Annotated in this window: 24 protein-coding genes and 1 tRNA gene; 17 read left to right on the top strand and 8 right to left on the bottom strand. The window is 72.4% G+C overall.

What is annotated here, in order from left to right:
• Nucleotides 1-32 precede the first annotated feature (32 nt).
• Entirely contained in the window at nt 33-605 is a 573-nt protein-coding gene (locus tag VFJ21_10225) for a VOC family protein (GenBank protein ID HET7407495.1), read from the top strand.
• Here VFJ21_10225 and VFJ21_10230 read toward each other — a convergent pair.
• The 4 genes from VFJ21_10230 to VFJ21_10245 are packed head-to-tail and all read right to left on the bottom strand — an operon-like array spanning nt 595 to nt 3671.
• Nucleotides 595-954: a TraR/DksA C4-type zinc finger protein gene (locus VFJ21_10230; protein ID HET7407496.1), complete on the bottom strand. Its 360-nt coding sequence runs from the start codon at nt 952-954 to the stop codon at nt 595-597. The two genes, VFJ21_10225 and VFJ21_10230, sit on opposite strands and share 11 nt — an antisense overlap.
• A 60-nt stretch (nt 955-1014) precedes the next feature.
• Nucleotides 1015-1623 carry a pentapeptide repeat-containing protein gene (locus VFJ21_10235; GenBank protein ID HET7407497.1) on the bottom strand — a complete coding sequence of 203 codons (609 nt, stop codon included), beginning with the start codon at nt 1621-1623 and terminating at the stop codon, nt 1015-1017.
• Nucleotides 1624-2439, bottom strand: a complete 816-nt coding sequence (locus VFJ21_10240) for a VOC family protein (protein HET7407498.1) — start codon at nt 2437-2439, stop codon at nt 1624-1626.
• A complete protein-coding gene (locus VFJ21_10245) occupies nt 2436-3671 on the bottom strand; it encodes an MFS transporter (protein ID HET7407499.1) in 1236 nt (411 codons plus the stop codon). Before VFJ21_10245 ends, VFJ21_10240 begins: the two co-directional genes overlap by 4 nt.
• Before the next feature lie 34 nt (nt 3672-3705).
• On the opposite strand from VFJ21_10245, the gene VFJ21_10250 reads away from it, so the two are divergent.
• The 4 genes from VFJ21_10250 (at nt 3706) to VFJ21_10265 (ending at nt 7690) form a co-directional block, all read left to right on the top strand.
• Nucleotides 3706-4515, top strand: a complete 810-nt coding sequence (locus tag VFJ21_10250; GenBank protein HET7407500.1) for an RNA methyltransferase — start codon at nt 3706-3708, stop codon at nt 4513-4515.
• Nucleotides 4508-5446 (top strand): aldose 1-epimerase family protein, encoded by a 939-nt coding sequence (locus VFJ21_10255; GenBank protein HET7407501.1) that lies wholly within the window; start codon nt 4508-4510, stop codon nt 5444-5446. Before VFJ21_10250 ends, VFJ21_10255 begins: the two co-directional genes overlap by 8 nt.
• A gap of 134 nt (nt 5447-5580) precedes the next feature.
• A complete protein-coding gene (locus tag VFJ21_10260; GenBank protein ID HET7407502.1) occupies nt 5581-6015 on the top strand; it encodes an ATP-binding protein in 435 nt (144 codons plus the stop codon).
• A 49-nt stretch (nt 6016-6064) separates the two neighbouring features.
• Nucleotides 6065-7690, top strand: coding sequence for an AMP-binding protein (locus tag VFJ21_10265; GenBank protein HET7407503.1), 1626 nt, complete (start codon nt 6065-6067; stop codon nt 7688-7690).
• On the opposite strand, the gene VFJ21_10270 is transcribed toward VFJ21_10265, so the two are convergent.
• Nucleotides 7665-8939, bottom strand: coding sequence for a nicotinate phosphoribosyltransferase (locus VFJ21_10270; protein ID HET7407504.1), 1275 nt, complete (start codon nt 8937-8939; stop codon nt 7665-7667). The genes VFJ21_10265 and VFJ21_10270 overlap by 26 nt on opposite strands.
• A gap of 111 nt (nt 8940-9050) precedes the next feature.
• Between VFJ21_10270 and clpS the strand changes: the two genes are divergently transcribed.
• From clpS to VFJ21_10320, 10 genes are all read left to right on the top strand, one after another.
• Nucleotides 9051-9356 carry an ATP-dependent Clp protease adapter ClpS gene (clpS, locus tag VFJ21_10275; GenBank protein ID HET7407505.1) on the top strand — a complete coding sequence of 102 codons (306 nt, stop codon included), beginning with the start codon at nt 9051-9053 and terminating at the stop codon, nt 9354-9356.
• Between the two features lie 49 nt (nt 9357-9405).
• Nucleotides 9406-9957 carry a DUF2017 domain-containing protein gene (locus tag VFJ21_10280; GenBank protein HET7407506.1) on the top strand — a complete coding sequence of 184 codons (552 nt, stop codon included), beginning with the start codon at nt 9406-9408 and terminating at the stop codon, nt 9955-9957.
• A gap of 20 nt (nt 9958-9977) precedes the next feature.
• On the top strand, nt 9978-10418 hold the full coding sequence (locus VFJ21_10285; protein HET7407507.1) for a M67 family metallopeptidase: 441 nt from the start codon (nt 9978-9980) through the stop codon (nt 10416-10418).
• A gap of 53 nt (nt 10419-10471) precedes the next feature.
• A complete protein-coding gene (locus VFJ21_10290; protein ID HET7407508.1) occupies nt 10472-10747 on the top strand; it encodes a MoaD/ThiS family protein in 276 nt (91 codons plus the stop codon).
• 16 nt (nt 10748-10763) lie between these two features.
• Nucleotides 10764-11714: a cysteine synthase gene (locus VFJ21_10295; GenBank protein HET7407509.1), complete on the top strand. Its 951-nt coding sequence runs from the start codon at nt 10764-10766 to the stop codon at nt 11712-11714.
• Nucleotides 11715-11754: 40 nt separating this feature from the next.
• A complete protein-coding gene (murI, locus tag VFJ21_10300; protein HET7407510.1) occupies nt 11755-12591 on the top strand; it encodes a glutamate racemase in 837 nt (278 codons plus the stop codon).
• A gap of 1 nt (nt 12592) precedes the next feature.
• Nucleotides 12593-13339, top strand: coding sequence for an MBL fold metallo-hydrolase (locus VFJ21_10305; protein ID HET7407511.1), 747 nt, complete (start codon nt 12593-12595; stop codon nt 13337-13339).
• Between the two features lie 10 nt (nt 13340-13349).
• Nucleotides 13350-14105 carry a ribonuclease PH gene (gene rph / locus VFJ21_10310; GenBank protein HET7407512.1) on the top strand — a complete coding sequence of 252 codons (756 nt, stop codon included), beginning with the start codon at nt 13350-13352 and terminating at the stop codon, nt 14103-14105.
• A complete protein-coding gene (rdgB, locus tag VFJ21_10315; protein HET7407513.1) occupies nt 14105-14716 on the top strand; it encodes an RdgB/HAM1 family non-canonical purine NTP pyrophosphatase in 612 nt (203 codons plus the stop codon). Before rph ends, rdgB begins: the two co-directional genes overlap by 1 nt.
• A tRNA-Leu gene (locus tag VFJ21_10320) sits at nt 14707-14779 on the top strand. Before rdgB ends, VFJ21_10320 begins: the two co-directional genes overlap by 10 nt.
• A 139-nt stretch (nt 14780-14918) precedes the next feature.
• Here the strand turns inward: VFJ21_10320 and VFJ21_10325 are convergent.
• Complete coding sequence (locus VFJ21_10325) at nt 14919-15656, bottom strand: TetR/AcrR family transcriptional regulator (protein ID HET7407514.1); 738 nt, start codon at nt 15654-15656, stop codon at nt 14919-14921.
• A gap of 65 nt (nt 15657-15721) precedes the next feature.
• Between VFJ21_10325 and VFJ21_10330 the strand changes: the two genes are divergently transcribed.
• Together VFJ21_10330 and VFJ21_10335 are read left to right on the top strand one after the other, a co-directional pair.
• Nucleotides 15722-16675, top strand: coding sequence for a diiron oxygenase (locus tag VFJ21_10330; GenBank protein ID HET7407515.1), 954 nt, complete (start codon nt 15722-15724; stop codon nt 16673-16675).
• Between the two features lie 34 nt (nt 16676-16709).
• Nucleotides 16710-18428, top strand: a complete 1719-nt coding sequence (locus tag VFJ21_10335) for an AMP-binding protein (protein ID HET7407516.1) — start codon at nt 16710-16712, stop codon at nt 18426-18428.
• A 3-nt stretch (nt 18429-18431) separates the two neighbouring features.
• Here the strand turns inward: VFJ21_10335 and VFJ21_10340 are convergent, their stop codons facing one another.
• Nucleotides 18432-18857, bottom strand: a complete 426-nt coding sequence (locus tag VFJ21_10340; protein HET7407517.1) for a proteasome activator — start codon at nt 18855-18857, stop codon at nt 18432-18434.
• Nucleotides 18858-18894: 37 nt separating this feature from the next.
• On the bottom strand, nt 18895-19311 hold a 417-nt coding region (locus VFJ21_10345), incomplete at its 5' end, for a cytochrome P450 (protein HET7407518.1).

A 19311-nucleotide genomic window follows, 5' to 3' on the forward strand; every position in this document is an offset into this window, starting at 1 on the left:
CAGCGCCATCGGTGCGTGGGTAGCGTCGGCCCATGGCCGATGACCGGAACCCTGAGTTCGAGCTCCGCGGGATCAACCACCTGGCGCTCGTCTGCCGGGACATGAAGCGCACCGTCGACTTCTACACCGGCGTGCTCGGGATGCCGCTCACGAAGACGATCGAGCTGCCGTTCGGAATGGGGCAGCACTTCTTCTTCGACATCGGCAACGGTGACTCGCTGGCGTTCTTCTGGTTCCCCAACGCGCCCGAGCCGGCGCCGGGCGTCGCCGCTCCGTCGGCGCTCCCGGGGGCGGGCGAGCTGGCAACGGCGATCGGCTCGATGAACCACGTCGCTTTCGACGTGCCGCCGGAGCGCATCGACGACTACCTCGTCAAGCTCCGCGAGAAGGGCATCGTGGCCGCCGACATCATGAACCACGACGACAGCGAGCTCGGGGTCAGCGCCCAGCCGCACGAGGGCACCTTCGTCCGGTCGATCTACTTCTTCGACCCGGACGGGATCCTGTTGGAGTTCGCGGCGTGGACCCGGGCCCTGGGTCCGCAGGACGTCCGGCACGAGCCGGCCTCCGCCGCCGACCGCCAGGTCGTCGCCGCTACGTCTTGACCTGCTTGGTCGCGCACGTGATGCAGGTGCGGGCGACCGGACGCGCCTCGAGCCGGGCGGGTGCGATCGGCTTGCCGCAGCTCTCGCAGACGCCGTAGCCACTGCTGTCGATCCTCGCCAGCGCCTCGTCTATGTCCGCGAGGTGCGTGCGTGCCTGGTCCAGCAGCGCCGCGGTCGCGGCCCGCTCGAACGCGATCGTCGCGCCCTCCGGATCGTGTTCGTCGTCCGTGGCCACACCGGCCGTTGCCTGCACGATCGTGTCGAAGTCGTGGGTGAGCGCCTCGATCCGCTGCCGCGTCGTTGCGCGGTCTTCGAGCAGCAGCAGGCGCAGCTGCGCATGGTCGGCCACGTCTGCGTGAACGGCCGCCTACCCGCATCCGGTTCCAGCACCGCGGTTGCCGGGGCTCGGTCATGAGTCCGAGCGGACGTCCAGACCCAGTGCCGTGGCGATCACGACCGCTTGCTGCCACGTGATGATCGCGTCGTGCAGCTCGACCGTGGTCGGGTCGACCGCGGCCAGGTCCGAGCCGCGCAGGTCGCAGCCCTGCAGGTTGGCCTTGTTCAGCACCGAGCCCGACAGGTCGGTGCTGGTCAGCGTGGCACCGTCGAGGCGGGCGCCGGTCAGCTCTGCCTCGCGCATCCGCACCCCGTCGATCGAGGCGGTGTGCAGGTCTGCCCGGGTCAGGTCCACGAACGACCAGTCGCCGCCGCCGACCTTCAGCTGCGCAAAGCTGCAGTGCTCGAAAGAGCTGCCGACCAGCTTGCAGTCCCTGAACGTCGTGTCGAAGAAGTTGCAGCCGGTGAACCGGCAGTTGAGGAACGCCGAGCCGCGGTGGCTCGACACGTTGAGCCGCACGTTGCGGAACGTGCACTCCTCGAAGACCGCGCCCTCGGAGGTGATCTCGGTCATGTCGACGTCGAGGTAGGCGACGTTCTCCGCCCGCTCGCCGACAACGGCGCGACCCTCCCAGTCCTCGTCACGGACGGTGGTGAGGACCGGGAGCGGAGCGCGCGCCATCTACGCCCTGCGCAGCACGAGCCGCACGCCGTCGTTGTCCTCCGGCGCCAGCTCCCAGACGCCGGGCGAGACCTCCTTCGCGGCGGGCACGTCGTCGGGGTCGTCCAGGGAGAACGCGATGTGGTGCACGGCCCCGACCCGCGACCCGAGCCACGCGCGTACCGGTGAGCCGGCGGCCGGGCTGACCAGCCGCACCCGCCCCGGGCCCGGCCAGCCGACCAGCACGTAGCGGCCGATCTCGTCGGTGCCCTCGTCGAGCACGCCGCCCGACAGCAGGTCGCAGAACAGCCGCGTGCCGTCGGTCAGGTCGCCGACCACGTGCGTCACGTGCTCCAGGACCGCGGGGCGCGCGCGGCGGGAGGTAGGCAGGTCGGCCGGCGGCGGGCTCGACCAGTCGCCGGCCGCCTGGGCCAGCTGGATCACCACGCCCGGCGCATCCTTCGGGTGCAGGAACGCTTCCTTCCAGTGGTCCGACGACAGGTCGACGCTCACCGGGCGGTAGCCGGCGAGCTCTGCCTGGCCGAGCGCCGAGACGAGGTCGCGGACCTTGTAGGTGAGGTGGTGCGGGCCCGGGCCGTTGCGGTCGAGGAACCGCTGCAGGAAGTCGTTGTGCTCGACCAGGTTCGGTTCGAGCACCTCGAGCCGCATGCCGTTGCCGAACGCGACCTGCGCGGCCGTGAACCCGACCGACTCGCCGCGCGAGATCCATCGCCCGCCGAGGTCGCCGGCGTAGCGCGGCCACGCGCCGTCCTGGTCGTAGGTCGCGACGGCGACGTGGTCGAGCTGGATTCCCTGGATTCCCGAGCCGGTGGTCACGGGGTGCCAGCGTACCTAGTGGTCCGGCCCGCGACCGACCGTGGAGCGACGACCAGCCACGCGGCGATGACCGCGCCGATCGCGCCCGAGACCAGCAGCGGCACCTGCCCGTCACCGCCCCAGGCGAGGCCCGCCCACACGCCGGCGAGCAGCACGGCCGCCCCGATCGCGCCCTGGAAGACGCCCTGCGCACTGCCCTGCCGGCCGTCCGGGACCAGCGTCGAGATCCACGCCTTGCCCACGCCGTCGGTGAAGGCCGTGAACGCGCCGTAGACCGTCAGCAGCACCCACGCGGCGGCGTGGTCGCGCGTCGCGCCGAGTCCGACGTACGCCGTGGCGAAGAACAGCAACCCGGCACCGAAGACCCGCGCCCGCGGCCAGCGGTCCGACAGCGCGCCGGCCGGGTAGGACAGCGCGGCGTAGACCGCGTTGTAGGTGATGTAGGCGCCGATGATGGTGGCGAGACCGAAGCCGATGTCGTGCAGCCGCAGCAGCAGCAGCGCGTCGGGAAAGTTGACCAGGCTGAACGCCGTCAGCACCAGGACCACCCGCCAGAACGACGGCGACAGCTGCTCCACCGCGGCGGCCGATGGTGCGCCCACGGGCGGCGTCTCGCCGGCGGTCTTGGCGGTGCCCACGCGACGTGCCGCGACCGGCGGGCCATTCTCGCGGACCGCCGCGACGAGCAGGACGCTGAGTACGGCGGGAGCTATGGCGATCAGCAACAGCGGGCGGATGTGGTGGTCGAGCAGCTCGTAGACCGCGAGCCCGAGGCCCGGCCCTACGACCGCGCCCATCGTGTCGGCCATCCGGTGGAAGCCGATCGCGCGCCCCCGGGCCTCCCGCGGGATGCCGACGACCAGCAGGGCGTCGCGTGGCGTGCCCCGCACCCCCTTCCCGAACCGGTCGACGACTCGGCCGGCCAGCACGACCGGCCAGACCGTGGCGACCGCGACCAGCACCTTGCCCAGCGCGGCCAGCCCGTAGCCGGCGCCGATCAACGGCCGGCGGCGCACCCGGTCGGCGACCCGGCCGGCGACGAGCTTGGTGACGGCGGCGACGCCCTCCGCCATTCCTTCGATCGCACCCACGACGGCCGCGGGCGCGCCCAGCGTGACGGTCAGGAAGATCGGCAGCACCGGGTAGACGAGCTCGCTCGCGGCGTCCTGCAGGAAGCTCACGCCGGACAGCACGACGAGGTTGCGGGTCAGCCACGGACGGCGCTCGGTCACGAGGCGACAGCCTGGCACCGGCCACAATGGATCCGTGCAGCGCGTCGACGATCCTGCCGATCCGCGTGTCGCCGACTACGTGTCGCTGACCGACGTCGCGCTGCGGCGCCGCCTCGAGCCGGCCGAGGGGTTGTTCATCGCCGAGGGCGTGCAGGTCGTCGAGCGCGCACTGCGCGCGAGCTACCGGTTGCGGTCGGCGCTCGTCAGCAGCAAGGCGGTCGACCTGCTGCGCCCGCTGCTCGCCGGCGCGGACGTGCCGGTCTTCGTGGCCGACCCCGACGTGATCCGCCTGGTGGCCGGCTTCCACGTCCACCGTGGCGTGCTGGCGTCGTTCGCCCGCAAGCCGCTGCTTTCGGTCGACCAGGTCCTGAGCAGTGCGCGGCGGGTCGTGGTGCTCGAGGACACGAACAACCCGACGAACCTCGGCGCGGTGGCCCGCAGCGCTGCTGCACTCGGGATGGACGCATTGCTGCTCAGCCCGGAGTGCGCCGACCCGCTCTACCGCCGGGCGGTCCGGGTGTCGATGGGCGAGGTCTTCGCCCTGCGCTACGCCCGCGTCGACGTCTGGCCGGAGGGGCTCGCGGCCCTGCGCGACCACGGCTTCCGGCTGCTCGCGCTCACCCCCGACCCGCAGGCGGCACCGATCGGTGCGGTCGAGCTCGGTGACCGCGTCGCCGTCCTCCTGGGGGCCGAGGGGCCGGGGTTGTCCGCCGGGGCCATGGCGCGCTGCGACGAGCGCGTGCGCATCCCGATGGCGCCGGGCGTCGACTCGCTCAACGTCGCGGCGGCGGCCGCCATCGCGTTCCACGTCGTCGGTCGTGGGGAGGAGCCCCGCCATGAGTGAGATCACCGTGCTCCCGCAGCTCGGCCCCGTGGCCCCGACCGGGCGGCAGTACGCCCTGCGCCACGGCGACCTCCGGGCGACCGTCGTCGAGGTCGGCGGGGCGCTGCGGGAGCTCACCGTCGGCGGCCGCCCGCGTCTGGACGGCTACGCCGAGCACGAGCCGGTCATCGGCGCCCGCGGCCAGTCGCTCATCCCGTGGCCCAACCGGCTGCGCGACGGCACCTACGAGTGGGACGGCGACCGGCACCAGGTGCCGCTGACCGAGCCCGACACGCACAACGCGATCCACGGCCTCGTGCGCTGGGCCGGCTGGACCGCGAGCGAGCACAGCGACACCGCCGTGACCATGCGGCACCGGCTCTACCCCCAGCCGGGCTGGCCGTTCGCGCTCGACCTGGAGATCGCTTACACACTGGACGACGCCGGGATCACCGTCACCACGTCCGCGCGCAACCTCGGGACCGTCGCCTGCCCCTACGGCACCGGCGCCCATCCCTACCTCAGCGTCGGCGAGAGCCACGTCGACGGTTGCCGCCTGCGGGTGGCCGCCGACCGCTACATCCCGACCGACGATCGCGGCCTCCCGGTCGGGGTCGAGCCGGTCGAGGGCACGGCCTACGACTTCCGCGAGCCGCGGCTGATCGGCGACACCTCGGTCGACGTCGCCTTCACCGGCGTACGCCGCGACGCCGACGGCCGGCTGCGCACGCGGCTCGTCGCGCCCGACGGCACCACCGCGACCTTGTGGCAGGACGAGAGCTACCCCTACGTCGAGATCTTCACCGGCGACACGCTGCCCGCGAGCAAGCGGCGCACCGGTGTCGGGGTCGAGCCGATGACGATGCCGCCCAACGGGCTCGGCAGCGGCACCGACGTCATCCGGCTCGAGCCCGGCGCGACCCATCGCGCGCAGTGGGGGATCGAGCCCTAACCCCTAACCCCTTGGCACATAACGGACGAACCACCACTGAAACGCAGTGCCGAGGAGGTACCGGACGCGACAATCGGGCTCGCGGAGCGACCGGTTGGCTGGGCCGGGAGAGTGAACGTCGTATCTTTCACTGCGTGCATGCGGAGACGTCGCTGCCCTGCGACCCGTCCAGTGTGCGCGTCGCACGCCAGTTCGTCACCGCCGAGCTCGCCGAAGCGGGTTTCCCTGACACCGCCTTCGCGGCCACGCTCCTGGTCAGCGAGCTGATCACCAACGCCGTCCTGCACGCCGGCACCGAGATCAGGCTGGTCATCGACGGCGGCGGCGACCACATCCGCATCGCCGTCCACGACGGCAGCGACCGCGCTGTCCGGCGCCGGCGGCACAGCCTCGACGCGGCCACCGGCCGCGGGCTGATGATGGTCGACCAGCTGGCCGTCGACTGGGGCGTCGAGAAGACCCCGCCCGGCAAGGCGGTGTGGTTCACGCTGCCGACGAGTGGCGAGGCGATCGCCGGCGCGGAGCCCGACCTCGACATGTTCCTCGCGTTCGACGAGTCGCTCGGCTGAGCCGGACCCCGACGGATAGCAGCCCGGTCACGCGGGCACCATCGCAGCCGTGCCGGAGATCCCGACCGCCGAACTCGCGCCCTTGCTGCGGGTCGCCCAGGCCGGCCGGCTGCTGACCGCGGCCGGTCTGGTGGCGCCGGTGCGCCCCGACCGGTTGCTGCGCATGGGCCTGGCACTGGCCCACTGGGGGCTGACCCCGGCGGCCGCCTACGCCGCGGCGGCCGCCCGCTGCCCCGACCGGGTCGCCATCGTCGACGACCGCGGCAGCCTGACCTTCGCCGAGGTGCACCGGCGCAGCAACGCGGTCGCGCACGGCCTGGCCGGCTTGGGCATCCGCAGCGGTGACGCCGTCGCGATCCTCGCCCGCAACTCCGCGCAGCTCGTCCTCGCGCAGGTGGCGGCCGCCAAGCTCGGCGCCGACGTGGTCTACCTCAACACCGGATTCGGCGCCCCCCAGCTCGCCGCCGTGCTGCGCGAGGAGCACGTCGCGCTGGTCATCGCCGACGAGGAGTTCCACGACCTGGTCGGCGAGGCCGCTCCGGCGCGTCCCCTCGTGCACGCCTGGCGCGACGGAGGCCGTCGCCCGGATGCCCCGTTGGGGCTCGACGACCTCGCGCGCGGCGACGACAGCGACCCGCCGCCGCCGCGCCGTACCGGCCGGCACGTGCTGCTGACCAGCGGTACGACGGGCACGCCGAAGGGCGCCGCCCGGGACCTGCCGGCCAGTGCCGCGGCGCTCGAGCCGCTCGTCGCGCTGCTGTCGGCGATCCCGCTGCGGGCGCGCGAGACGACGGTGGTCGCCTCGCCGATGTTTCACGCCTGGGGCTTCGCGCACCTGGCGTTCGGCCAGCTGCTCGAGTCGACGCTGGTGACCAGCCGCCGCTTCGACCCGGAGCGGACCCTCGCCCTCGTCGAGGAGCACCGGGCGGAGGTCCTGGCCGCCGTCCCGGTGATGCTGGCGCGGATGCTCGCGCTGCCGCCGGAGCAGCGTCACGACCTCTCGTCGCTGCGGGTGGTTGCGCTCTCCGGCTCGGCGCTCCCGGTCGAGCTCGGCCGCCGCTGGATCGAGACCTATGGCGCGAACCTCTACGACCTCTACGGGTCCACAGAGGTCGCCTACGCCAGCGTGGCGACGCCGCAGGACATGCGAGAGGCACCCGGATCGGTCGGCCGCCCGCTCGCCGGCGTGCAGGTGCGGATCGTCGACGACGGGGGGCGCGACGTCCCACCGGGCGAGACGGGTCGCATCTTCGTCGGCAACGCCCTCTCGTTCTCCGGCTACACCGGCGGGACGGACAAGCAGCGGCTCGACGGCCTGGTCGCCTCCGGTGACGTCGGCCGCATCGACGCCGACGGGCGGCTGTGGATCGAGGGCCGCGACGACGACATGATCGTCTCCGGCGGCGAGAACGTCTTTCCCGGCGAGGTCGAAGAGCTGCTGCGCACCCACCCCGCCGTCGCCGACGTCGCCGTCGTCGGCGTGCCGGACGAGGAGTTCGGCCAGCGCCTCGTCGCGCACGTCGTACGCCGGGACGACGTCACCGTCGATGCGCTGCGTGCGCACGTGAAGGCGTCGCTGGCCAACTACAAGGTGCCGCGCGAGGTCCGGTTCCTCGACGAGCTGCCGCGCAACGAGACCGGCAAGGTGCTCAAGCGGGTGCTTCGGGAGAGCTGACGTGCTCGAACTCCGCCGCCAGCGCCGGGTCTCCCGGTGACAGCTTGAGCGCCTCGTCGGGCAGCTCCCGGCGCACCCGCGCCCAGTGCTCGCGCGCCTCGACCACGCTCGCCACCTCGAGCACGTCGCCGTCGCGCACCAGCGGCACGTGCAGCGGGCGCTCGTCGCGGCGCGCCCCGGGTGCGGCGCCGGCGTAGACCACCTCACCGACCGCTCGGCCGTTGGGGTCGAGGCGGCGCGCGGCCCACTTCCGCCCGCCCACCGACGCCTTGCCGACCGACTTCTTCGCCACCGGCTCGCACGGGCCATCGGGGGTCAGCGACCGCGCGACCAGCTTGTAGACGAACCCCGCCGTCGGCACACCGGCGCCGGTCACCACCGAAGTACCGACGCCGTAGGAGTCGACCGGCGCGGCGGCCAGCGCGGCGATCGCATGCTCGTCGAGGTCACTGGTCACGACGATCTTCGTCTCGTGGGCGCCGAGCGAGTCGAGCAGCTCGCGGGCCCGCCTGGCCTCGGCGAGCAGGTCGCCGCTGTCCAGCCGGATCGCGCCGAGCCCCGGCCCGGCGACCTCCACCGCGGTGCGGATGCCCTGCTCCACGTCGAAGGTGTCGACGAGCAGCGTGGTGCCGGCCCCCAGGGTCTCGACCTGGGCGGTGAACGCCGCTCGCTCGTCGGCGTGCACCAGCGTGAACGCGTGCGCGCTGGTGCCGGTCGTCGGGACACCGAAGCGCGCACCCGCCGCGAGGTTCGACGTGGCGGTGAACCCGGCGACGTACGCCGCCCGCGCGGCCGCCACCGCCGCCTGCTCGTGCGTGCGGCGGGAGCCCATCTCGATGCACGTGCGCCCGCCCGCGGCGCAGACCATCCGGGCGGCCGCCGACGCGATCGCGCTGTCGGCGTTGAGCACCGACAGCACCAGCGTCTCGAGCAGCACCGCCTCGCCGAAGGTGCCCTCCACCACCAGCACCGGAGAGCCCGGGAAGTAGGCCTCGCCCTCGGCGTAGCAGTCGATCGAGCCGGTGAACCGGTAACGCGCGAGCCACTCGCAGGTCGGGCCGTCGACGACTCCGGCCGAGCGCAGGAAGTCGAGTGCGTCGTCGTCGAAGCGGAACCGCGCCAGGTCCTCGGCGAGCCGTCCGATCCCGGCCAGCACCCCGTAGCGGCGCCGGCCCGGCAGCGAGCGGGCGAAGACCTCGAACACCGCACGGTGGTCGGCCACGCCGCTGCGCAGTGCCGCGGCCAGCATCGTCAGCTCGTAGTGGTCGGTCAGCAGCGCGGTCGACGGGGGCGGGCCGGTCACGTGGGCCAGCGTACGAGGCCGCGACGCCGCCCCCGACGCGTGCGAGCATGGGGATCCGTGGCAGGCATGGGTCAGGGCGGCACCATCGCCCCCGAGCGCGTCGACGCACCCGACGAGGTCGTCGAGCGGGACCGGCCGTGGCTGACGATCGTGTGGAACGACCCGATCAACCTCATGTCCTACGTGACCTGGGTGTTCCAGCAGGTGTTCGGCTACAGCCGGGAGAAAGCGACCAAGCTCATGCTCGACGTGCACCACAAAGGCAAGGCGGTGGTCTCCTCCGGCACCCGCGAGCAGATGGAGGCGGACGTGGCCCGGCTGCACGCGCACGGCCTCTGGGCGACGCTGCAGCAAGACAAGTGAGCGCCGGCGTGGCCGGATCCGTCGTGGGGCTGCGGGCGGGGTGGTGCAGGTGAGCAACCGCTTCCGGCGCACCCGCGCCGGCATCGAGGCGAAGTTCGGCGCGGCAGAGGCGGCGGCGCTGCGCCGCCTGTTCACCGAGCTCGTGGACCTGCTCGACGACGGCGACCCCGCTTCCGCCAGCGCCGACCCGCTGGAGCGGCTGTTCGCCGAGAGCAAGGAGCGCAGCCGGCCCGACGACCCGGTGCTGGCCCGGCTGCTGCCCGACGCCTACGCCGACGACGAGGCGGCGTCGAGCGAGTACCGCCGGCTGACCGAGGGCGACCTGCGGGCCGGCAAGGTCGCCGCCGCCAGCGCGGCCCTGGCCAGCCTGCAGCTCGCCGACGACGGTCGGGTCCGCCTCGACGGCGAGGGCGCGCAGGCCTGGCTCTCGGCGCTCAACGACCTGCGACTGTCGCTCGGCACGCGGTTCGAGGTCACCGAGGACCTGCACGAGGAGGTCGAGCGGATGCCGTCCGACGACCCGCGGCTGCCCGGCCTGTCGGCGTACCTCTGGCTCGGCTGGTTGCAGGAGACGCTCGTGCAGGCGGTCGCCGGCTGGTAGTCGTTCCGTAGGCTGGCCGGGTGCTGGTGATCTCCCGCGGCATCTACGACGCGATCGTCGCGCATGCCCGCCGCGACCATCCCGACGAGGCGTGCGGCGTGGTCGCCGGCCCGGCGGGCAGCGACCGTCCGGTCCGGTTCGTGGAGATGCTCAACGCGGAGCGGTCGCCGACGTTCTATCGCTTCGACCCGCAGGAGCAGCTGCGGGTCTGGCGCGAGATGGACGACCGCGACGAGGAGCCGGTCGTCATCTACCACTCGCACACCGCGACCGAGCCCTACCCGTCGCGCACCGACATCTCCTACGCCGCCGAGCCGGGCGTCCACTGGGTGCTCGTCTCGACCCGCGACCCCGACCGGGAGGAGCTCCGGTCCTTCCGCATCGTCGACGGGCAGGTCACCGAGGAGGACGTGCAGGTCGTCCCCGCCTACGACGGCACACCGGAATCAGCGACCGCCTGACGCGGTTGCCACAATCAGCAGACGTCCGCACCGCCACCCAGGAGAACCCGGCCATGGCCATCGAGGTCCGCATCCCGACGATCCTTCGCACCTACACCGGCGGAGAGAAGACCGTCGAGGCGAAGGGCGACACGTTGGGCGCCCTCATCGACGACCTCGACGCGCGCCACGACGGCATCAAGGGCCGGCTGATCGGCGATGACGGCAAGCTCAACCGGTTCGTCAACATCTACCTGAACGACGAGGACGTCCGCTTCCTCGGTGGGCTCGAAACCGCGCTGTCCGACGGCGACTCGGTGACGATCCTCCCGGCGGTGGCCGGCGGCTGAGCCGCCGACACAGACGATGGCCCGCTACGACTCGCTGCTCGACGCGCTCGGGAACACACCGCTCGTCGGCCTGCCCAACCTCTCGCCGTCGGCCGACGTCCGGCTGTGGGCCAAGCTCGAGGACCGCAACCCGACCGGCTCGATCAAGGACCGGCCGGCGTTCTACATGGTCGAGCAGGCCGAGAAGGAGGGCCGGCTCACCCCCGGCTGCACGGTGCTCGAGCCCACCTCGGGCAACACCGGCATCTCGCTGGCGATGGTCTGCAAGCTCAAGGGCTACCGGCTGATCTGCGTCATGCCGGAGAACACCTCGATCGAGCGCCGGCAGCTGCTCGAGATGTACGGCGTGGAGATCATCTCCTCGCCCGCCGCGGGTGGCTCCAACGAGGCCGTCGCCGTCGCCAAGCGGCTCGCCGAGGAGCAGCCCGACTGGGTGATGCTCTACCAGTACGGCAACCCCGCCAACGCTCAGGCGCACTACGAGACGACCGGCCCCGAGATCCTCGCCGACCTGCCGACGATCACGCACTTCGTCGGCGGGCTCGGCACGTCGGGCACGCTGATGGGGGTCGGGCGCTACCTGAAGGAGCACGCGCCGGGCTGCCGGATCGTCGCCGCCGAGCCCCGTTACGGCGACCTGGTCTACGGGCTGCGCAACGTCGACGAGGGGTTCGTCCCCGAGCTCTACGACGCGAGCGTGCTCGACACCCGCTACTCCGTCGAGTCGGGCGACGCGTTGCGCCGCACCCGCGAGCTGGTCGAGAAGGAGGGCATCTTCGCGGGCATCTCGACCGGCGCGATCCTGCACGCCGCGATCGGTCAGGCCGAGCGGGCGGTGCGCGACGGGGTGCGGGCCGACGTCGCGTTCACCGTCTGCGACGGCGGGTGGAAGTACCTCTCGACCGGGGCCTACAGCGGAACACTCGAGCAAGCCACGGAACGTCTCGAAGGTCAACTGTGGGCCTGACCACACCGATCGGCGCGAGCTAGGCGGTTACGCTGCACGGGTGGATGCGCCGATCGGGATCTTCGACTCCGGCGTCGGCGGCCTGACCGTCGCGCGGGCGATCCTCGACCAGCTTCCGCACGAGCCGGTCGTCTACGTCGGCGACAACGCCCGCGGCCCCTACGGCCCGCGGCCGCTCGCGCAGGTGCGGCAGTTCGCACTCGAGGTGATGGACGGCCTCGTCGACCAGGGCGTGAAGATGCTGGTCATCGCGTGCAACTCGGCGTCGAGCGCCTCGCTGCGCGACGCGCGGGAGCGTTACGACATCCCGGTGGTCGAGGTCATCTACCCCGCCGTACGCCGGGCCGTCGCGGCCACCCGCAACGGCAAGGTCGGCGTCATCGGCACGGTCGCCACCATCACCAGCCGCTCCTACGACGACGCGTTCGCCGCCGCACCGCAGGTCGAGCTGACCAGCGTCCCGTGCCCGCGTTTCGTCGAGTTCGTCGAGCGCGGCGACACGTGGAACGACGAGCTGCTCTCGGTCGCCGAGGGTTACCTCGGGCCGATCGTCGATGCGGGCTGCGACACGCTCGTGCTCGGCTGCACCCACTACCCGCTGCTCACCGGCGTCATCGCCTACGTCGTCGGCGACACGGTCAGCCTGGTCTCCAGCGCCGAGGAGACCGCCAAGGACGTCTACCGGGAGCTGGCCCGCGCGGGTCTCTTTCGCGACGAGAAGCTGCCACCTCCCGTGCACCGGTTCCTCGCCACCGGCGACCCGGAGGGCTTCGCCCGCCTGGGGCGGCGCTTCCTCGGCCCGGAGATCGGCGCCGTCGACCGCACCGCGCCGCTGCTCGCCGTCGCCGAGGGCTCCGTCGCCGTGGGGCGTAGCTGACGTGCAGCTGACCATCCTCGGCTGCTCCGGCACCTTTCCGGGTCCGACCTCGCCCTGTTCGTCGTACCTGTTCGAGGCCGAGGGCTACCGGCTGCTCGTCGACGTCGGCAACGGCGCCACCGGGTCCCTGCAGGCCTGCTGCGACCTGCTCGACATCGACGCGATCGTGGTCAGCCACCTGCACGGCGACCACTACCTCGACCTGATCAACTACACCTACGTCCGCCGCTACCACCCGCGGGGAACGCCGCCGCCGCTGCCGGTCTACGGCCCGCCCGGCATCCGGCACCACATCGACAGCGCGTTCGGCGGGGGCGCCGACGACCTGCTCGACACGGCCTACGCGTTCACCGAGCTGCACGACCACCGCACCGAGCTCGGCCCGTTCACCGTCGACTTCCTGCAGATGGAGCACCCGGTCGAGACCTACGGGATGCGCATCACCGACGGCGGCGGCCTGATCGCCTACTCCGCCGACACCGGCGCGACCGACCGGCTGGTCGACGTGGCCCGCGACGCCGACCTGTTCCTCTGCGAGGCCAGCTACCTCGACGGTGACGACAACCCGCCGGGTGTCCACCTCACCGGCCGCGAGGCCGGCACCTACGCGGCCCGCGCCGACGCGCGGCGGCTCTTGCTGACCCACCTGGTGCCGTGGGGCGACGTCTCGCGCACCATGGGGGAGGCGCATGCGGCCTACGACGGTGACGTCACGCTCGCCACGACCCACGCGATGTTCCAGATCTAGAGGAGCCCGGATGCCGCGTCCGGACGACCGCCGTCCCGACAGCCTGCGCGAGGTGGGCATCACCCGCGACTGGCTCGACCACGCCGAAGGCTCGGTGCTGGTGGAGTTCGGCCGCACCCGGGTGCTGTGCGCCGCGAGCGTCACCGAGGGCGTGCCGCGCTGGCGCAAGGGCAGCGGCCTCGGCTGGATCACCGCGGAGTACGCGATGCTGCCGCGGTCCACCCACACCCGCAGCGACCGCGAGTCGGTGCGGGGCAAGATCGGCGGCCGCACCCACGAGATCTCCCGGCTGGTCGGCCGCAGCCTGCGCGCCTGCCTCGACCTCAAGGCGCTCGGCGAGAACACGATCATGCTCGACTGCGACGTGCTGCAGGCCGACGGCGGCACCCGCACCGCGGCGATCACGGGTGCCTACGTCGCGCTCGCCGACGCGGTCGACTGGCTGCGCGGCCGGGGCCGGCTGACGGCCGACCCGCTGACGGCGTCCGTGGCCGCCGTCAGCGTCGGCATCGTCGACGGCGAGCCGCGTCTCGACCTCTGCTACGAGGAGGACGTGCGCGCCGAGACCGACATGAACGTCGTCTGCACCGGCGACGGCCGGTTCGTCGAGGTGCAGGGCACTGCCGAGGGCGAGCCGTTCACCCGCCGGCTGTTCGGCGAGCTGCTCGACCTGGCCGTCGCCGGCTGCGAGGAGCTGACCCGGCTGCAGGCCGACGCGTTGGCGCTGCCGCGGCGGCACGGCCGCCCCCAGCCGACCGGCATGTGATGCGCGTCGTCCTGGCGACGCGCAACCCCGGGAAGATCACCGAGCTGCAGCGCATCCTCGCGGCCTACGGCATCGACCTGGTCGGGCTGCCCGACGACGCCCCGGAGGTGGCCGAGACCGGCGCGACGTTCGCCGACAACGCGCTGCTCAAGGCGCGCGCGGCGGCCGACCGCACCGGGTGCCCGGCGGTCGCCGACGACTCCGGCCTGTGCGTCGACGCGCTCAACGGCATGCCGGGCATCTTCTCCGCGCGCTGGGCCGGCCGGCACGGCGACGACGCGGCCAACCTGCGGCTGCTGCTCGGCCAGCTCGAGGACGTGCCCGACGCGCGGCGCGGCGCGGCGTTCGTCTGCGCCGCCGCCCTGGTGACGCCGGAGGGGCGCGAACAGGTGGTCGAGGGCCGCGTCGACGGCGTACTGATCCACGAGCCGCGGGGGAGCGGCGGCTTCGGCTACGACCCGATCTTCGTGCCGGTGGGCGAGCGCCGGACGACCGCCGAGATGAGCGCCGCGGAGAAGGACGCGATCAGCCATCGGGGCAAGGCATTTCGGGCGCTCGCGCCCCACGTGGCCGCGGTCGCCCGTGCTGCAATGGAGCACCGGGGGTCGTAGCCCAACGGCAGAGGCACGTGCCTTAGGAGCACGCCAGTGCGGGTTCGAGTCCCGCCGACCCCACGAACGATCACGCCCGGCCGGGATTCATGACCTGCGGTGTAACGTTCGCCCGCGACGCCCCGATGGACCCGGCGGCGGATGACGGCGACGTGCAGGAGGCCTTCGCAAAGGGCGCGTGGCCGTCACCCGCCGATTCCGATTATCGGCCCGTTTCCTCGATTGCTGAACGTGTTTGGCCGGACTCGGTCGGCGCGACGAGCCGCAGCGGCTGCTGGGCGTCGGGGTCGACCCCCGCGGCGGCGTAGAGGCCGGCGAACCCGCCCCAGATCAGCGTCGTCAGGTAGTCGGTCAGGCTCGTCCGGCTCATCGGCTGGCGGTCCAGCCACCAGTCACCCGCCGCCTGCACCAGGCCGACGATGCCGTGCCCCCAGGGCTCCGCACCGCCCGAGTCGAGACCGCCCAGCCGTAGCGCGCCGCCCATCGTCCGGGCCAGCTGCGCCGCCACCTGCCCGCTGTACTCGCTCACCGGGTCGTTGCCCGCGGACTCCGCGAAGCGGCGGCGTACGACGAACCGGTAGAGCTCCGGCTCCTCCTCGAGCACCCGCAGGTAGGTGTCGATGACCGCCGCCACGTGCTCGCGGGGGTGCAGCGTGCGGTCGAGCGCGACCGCGATGCCCGCCACGACGTCCTCCGCCACCCGCCGGCCGACCGCGTCGTGCAGGTCGGCCTTGTCGTCGAAGTAGCGGTAGAGCACGGTCTTGCTGGTGCCGGCCTCCGCCGCGATCTCGTCCATGCCGACGCCGGCACCGTGCGCGTGCACGGCCCGGATCGCCGCGTCGACGAGCTCGGTCCGGCGGGTCGTCCGGTGCTCGCGCCACCGGGTGCGTCGGCCGTCCTCGGCCGCCCGGTTCGTGGTGCCTTGACGTTTACGCGTCACGGTACTTATGGTACCAGTAACTCGTAGTACCCAGTAAAGTTGCGCCAGCAACGGAGGTCGTCACGGTGACTGCCACGCTTTCCGAGGACGCTCGTCCCACCGGCCGCGCCCAGGTCGACCCCTCGACCCGGATCGAGCGGCTCGCCGATGCGGCGGGCAAGCGGGTGATCGACCCCGACCGCGACATCCCGGGCGCCCTCGGCGACGGGCAGATCCTCCCCGACGACCTGCTCAGCCTGTGCGACCTCGGCCTCGACCTCACCGCCGAGCAGAAGGCGAAGCTCTCCCGCGAGGAGGTCGCCTCGATGCTCGACATGGGGGCTCGGATGGAGTCGATCCTCAACACCGGGTTCTCGATGATGATCGCCCAGGCCCCCGACCTCACCGACCCGCGGGTGCGCTTCCTGCTGCACGAGATCGGCGAGGAGACCCGCCACCAGCGGATGTTCATCCGGCTGATCGACCAGATCCGCCCCACCGCTGCCGACCCGATGCGCGGCGGGGCGATGATGCGGCGGATCGAGCGGCTGTTCATCAACCGGCAGATCGCCAAGCCCGCGTTCTTCCACGTCCTGGTGCTCGCCGGCGAGGAGATCCCCGACCTGCTCCAGCGGCGCGCGGTCGAGCACGAGGGCACCGACCCGTTCCTGCGCGAGGTCAACCGCTACCACCGCTCGGAGGAGGCGCGGCACCTGTCCTACGCGCGCACGGTGTTCCCCGAGCTGTGGCTCTCGGCCGGCCCGGTCGAGCGGCAGTGGGTGCGCCACGTCGGCCCGCGGGTGATCTCGCAGATGTTCTCCTTCTTCGTGCACCCCGGCGTCTACGCGTCCATCGGACTGCCGGCCTGGCCGACCTGGAAGCAGGTCAACGCGTCCCCGACCCGGCTGCAGATGCGCTACGAGGCGACCCGGCCGATCCTGCAGGTCCTGCTCGACGCCGACGTCTTCGACGGCAAGGCAGTGCCGAGCGGCTGGCGCGAGCTCTGCCACGTCGACGAGGCCGGTCGCCCGCTCGCCTGAGGCGCCCCCGCCGCGCGCGGCTAGCATCGCGCGCATGACGTTGACCTCAGAATCGACTCCGGCCATGTCGCTCGACGACGTGGTCGCCACGCTCACCGCGCCCGGCCAGACCTTCGAGATGGTCGACGAGGACATCCGCGGGGTCCGGCTGCGCACGTGGAAGAACGCCCCGGCCAACCTGCGCCAGCTGCTCGAGCTGTCGCGGCTGCACGGCGACGCGACGTTCCTCGTCTACGAGGACGAGCGGACGACGTTCGAGGAGCACTTCCGCCAGGTGGCGACGATGGCGCACCGGCTGGTCGACCGCTACGGCGTGCGCAAGGGCGACCGGGTCGCGATCGTGATGCGCAACTTCCCGGAGTGGTCCGTCGCATTCTGGGCGGCCGCCGCCGTGGGCGCTGTCGTCGTCCCGCTCAACGCGTGGTGGACCGCACCCGAGCTGGTCTACGGCCTGCGCGACTCGGGCTCGAAGGTGGTCTTCCTCGACGGCGAGCGGACGGAACGCCTGCGCGACGAGCTGCCCGGGCTGGGACTGACCGCGGCCATCGTCGTACGTCCCGAAGGTCCGGTCCCCGACGGCGTCGAGCGCTACGACGACGTGCTGGGCGAGGTCGTGGCCGACGCGACGCTGCCCGACGTGGAGCTCGCGCCAGAGGACGACTCGACGATCTTCTACACGTCGGGGACGACCGGCGAGCCGAAGGGCGCGCTCGGCACCCACCGCAACATCTGCGGCAACCTCATCAGCCTGGCCTACGGCGCGACCGCGGGCGCGCTGCGGCTGGGCAGCGACCCGGCGGCCGCTCCGTCCGACGGGTCGCAGCGGGCCTACCTGCTGTCGGTGCCGTTCTTCCACGCGACCGGCTGCCACTCGATCCTCGTCGCCAACCTGGCCAGCGGCGGCAAGCTCGTGATCATGTACAAGTGGAATGCCGAGCGGGCGCTCGAGCTGATCGAGCGCGAGCGCGTCACGACGTTCGGCGGGGTGCCGACGATGGTGTGGCAGGTGCTCCAGTCGCCCGACTTCGGCTCCCGTGACATCTCCAGCGTGCAGAGCGTCGGCTACGGCGGCGCCCCGGCCCCGCCGGAGCTCGTCCGGCGGATCGAGGAGCTGCTCCCCGGCCGGGTGCCGTCCAACGGCTACGGCCTCACCGAGACCTCGTCGGTCACCACGATGAACTCCGGCATCGACTACCTGCGCAAGCCCGACAGCGTCGGCCGCGCGGTGCCGGTCGTCGACTGCAAGGTGGTCGACCCGTCCGGTGAGGAGCTGCCACTGGGCGAGGTCGGCGAGCTCTGGATCAAGGGGCCCAACGTCGTCAAGGGCTACTGGAACAAGCCGGAGGCCACCGCGGCCGCGATCACCGACGGCTGGCTGCACTCGGGTGACCTGGCGCGGATGGACGACGAGGGCTTCGTCTACATCGTCGACCGGGCGAAGGACATGCTGATCCGCGGCGGCGAGAACATCTACTGCGCCGAGGTCGAGGCCGCGTTGTTCGAGCATCCCGCCGTCTATGACGCTGCTGTCATCGGGATCCCGCACCAGGTGCTCGGCGAGGAGGTCGGCGCGGTGGTGCGGCTCGCCCCCGGTGCGACAGCGACCCAGATGGATCTGCAGCAGCACGTCGCCGAGCGGCTCGCGGCGTTCAAGGTGCCGGTGCAGGTCTGGTTCTTCGACGAGGAGCTGCCGCGCAACCCGGCGGGCAAGGTGCTCAAGCGCGAGCTGCGCGAGCAGGTGCTCGGCGCCTGAGCCTCACAGGTAGTGGCCGAAGCCCGGCGGCTGCTCCTGCTGCTCGCTCTGCGCGGTCGGGAGGCCGGGCGGCGGTTGCAGCCGCTGCAGCTGCAGCGAGGTCTGTACGCCGTTGAACAACCCGGTCAGCCAGCCGACGAGCTGGGCGTGCGCGATCCGCAGCTCCTCGGTCGACGGCGTGGTGCTGTCGTCGGCGAGCGGGAGCTCGAGCCGCGCCAGCTCCTGCTGCAGGGGCGGCTCGACCGCATCGCAGATCTCCTTCAGTGCGCGCTGCCGGGTCGCCCGCAGGCGCTCCCGCGACTCCTCGTCGAGCGGCAGCTCGCGCATCTCGTCGAGAAGGCCGCGCAGCATGCCGGCCATGCGCACCAGCCGGGCCGGATCGTCGGTCGTGCTCGCGATCGGGCTCGGCGCCGCCGGTTGGTCGCTCATGCCGAACCCCTGCCCGCTCCCTCTCCGGGCAAGCGCATCAGGTGGCCGGGGTCCACTGGGCGGGCAGGTGCTTGATGCCGTTGATGAACGACGAGCGCAGCCGGTCGGGCTCACCGGCCGCGTGGATGTCGGGCATCCGGCGGAACAGCTCGCGGAACATCACCGTGATCTCCCGACGCGCCAGGTGGGCCCCCAGGCAGAAGTGCGGGCCGGGCCCGCCGAAGCCGACGTGGGGGTTCGGGTCGCGGGTGATGTCGAAGCGCAACGGGTCGGTGAAGACCTCCTCGTCACGATCCGCCGACCAGTAGTAGAGGAGGACCTTGTCACCCTCCTTGAGCTCGTGACCGCCCTCGAGGGTGTAGTCGCGGGTGACCGAGCGGCGCATCCAGGCGACGGGTGAGGCGTAGCGCACGATCTCCTCGACCGCCGTCGGCGCGTAGCGCTCGAAGTCGGA

It is taken from the genome of Mycobacteriales bacterium, from assembly GCA_035690485.1.
Taxonomy (GTDB): domain Bacteria; phylum Actinomycetota; class Actinomycetes; order JAFAQI01; family DASSKL01; genus DASSKL01.

What these genes read in the sequence shown, in the direction of transcription:
- rdgB (HET7407513.1), top strand. Translation starts at nt 14,105, where the DNA reads ATGCGCGTCGTCCTGGCGACGCGCAACCCCGGGAAGATCACCGAGCTG.
- VFJ21_10235 (HET7407497.1), bottom strand. Translation starts at nt 1,623, where the DNA reads ATGGCGCGCGCTCCGCTCCCGGTCCTCACCACCGTCCGTGACGAGGAC.
- VFJ21_10255 (HET7407501.1), top strand. Translation starts at nt 4,508, where the DNA reads ATGAGTGAGATCACCGTGCTCCCGCAGCTCGGCCCCGTGGCCCCGACC.
- VFJ21_10290 (HET7407508.1), top strand. Translation starts at nt 10,472, where the DNA reads ATGGCCATCGAGGTCCGCATCCCGACGATCCTTCGCACCTACACCGGC.
- rph (HET7407512.1), top strand. Translation starts at nt 13,350, where the DNA reads ATGCCGCGTCCGGACGACCGCCGTCCCGACAGCCTGCGCGAGGTGGGC.
- VFJ21_10335 (HET7407516.1), top strand. Translation starts at nt 16,710, where the DNA reads ATGACGTTGACCTCAGAATCGACTCCGGCCATGTCGCTCGACGACGTG.
- VFJ21_10295 (HET7407509.1), top strand. Translation starts at nt 10,764, where the DNA reads ATGGCCCGCTACGACTCGCTGCTCGACGCGCTCGGGAACACACCGCTC.
- VFJ21_10225 (HET7407495.1), top strand. Translation starts at nt 33, where the DNA reads ATGGCCGATGACCGGAACCCTGAGTTCGAGCTCCGCGGGATCAACCAC.
- VFJ21_10340 (HET7407517.1), bottom strand. Translation starts at nt 18,857, where the DNA reads ATGAGCGACCAACCGGCGGCGCCGAGCCCGATCGCGAGCACGACCGAC.
- VFJ21_10270 (HET7407504.1), bottom strand. Translation starts at nt 8,939, where the DNA reads ATGCTGGCCGCGGCACTGCGCAGCGGCGTGGCCGACCACCGTGCGGTG.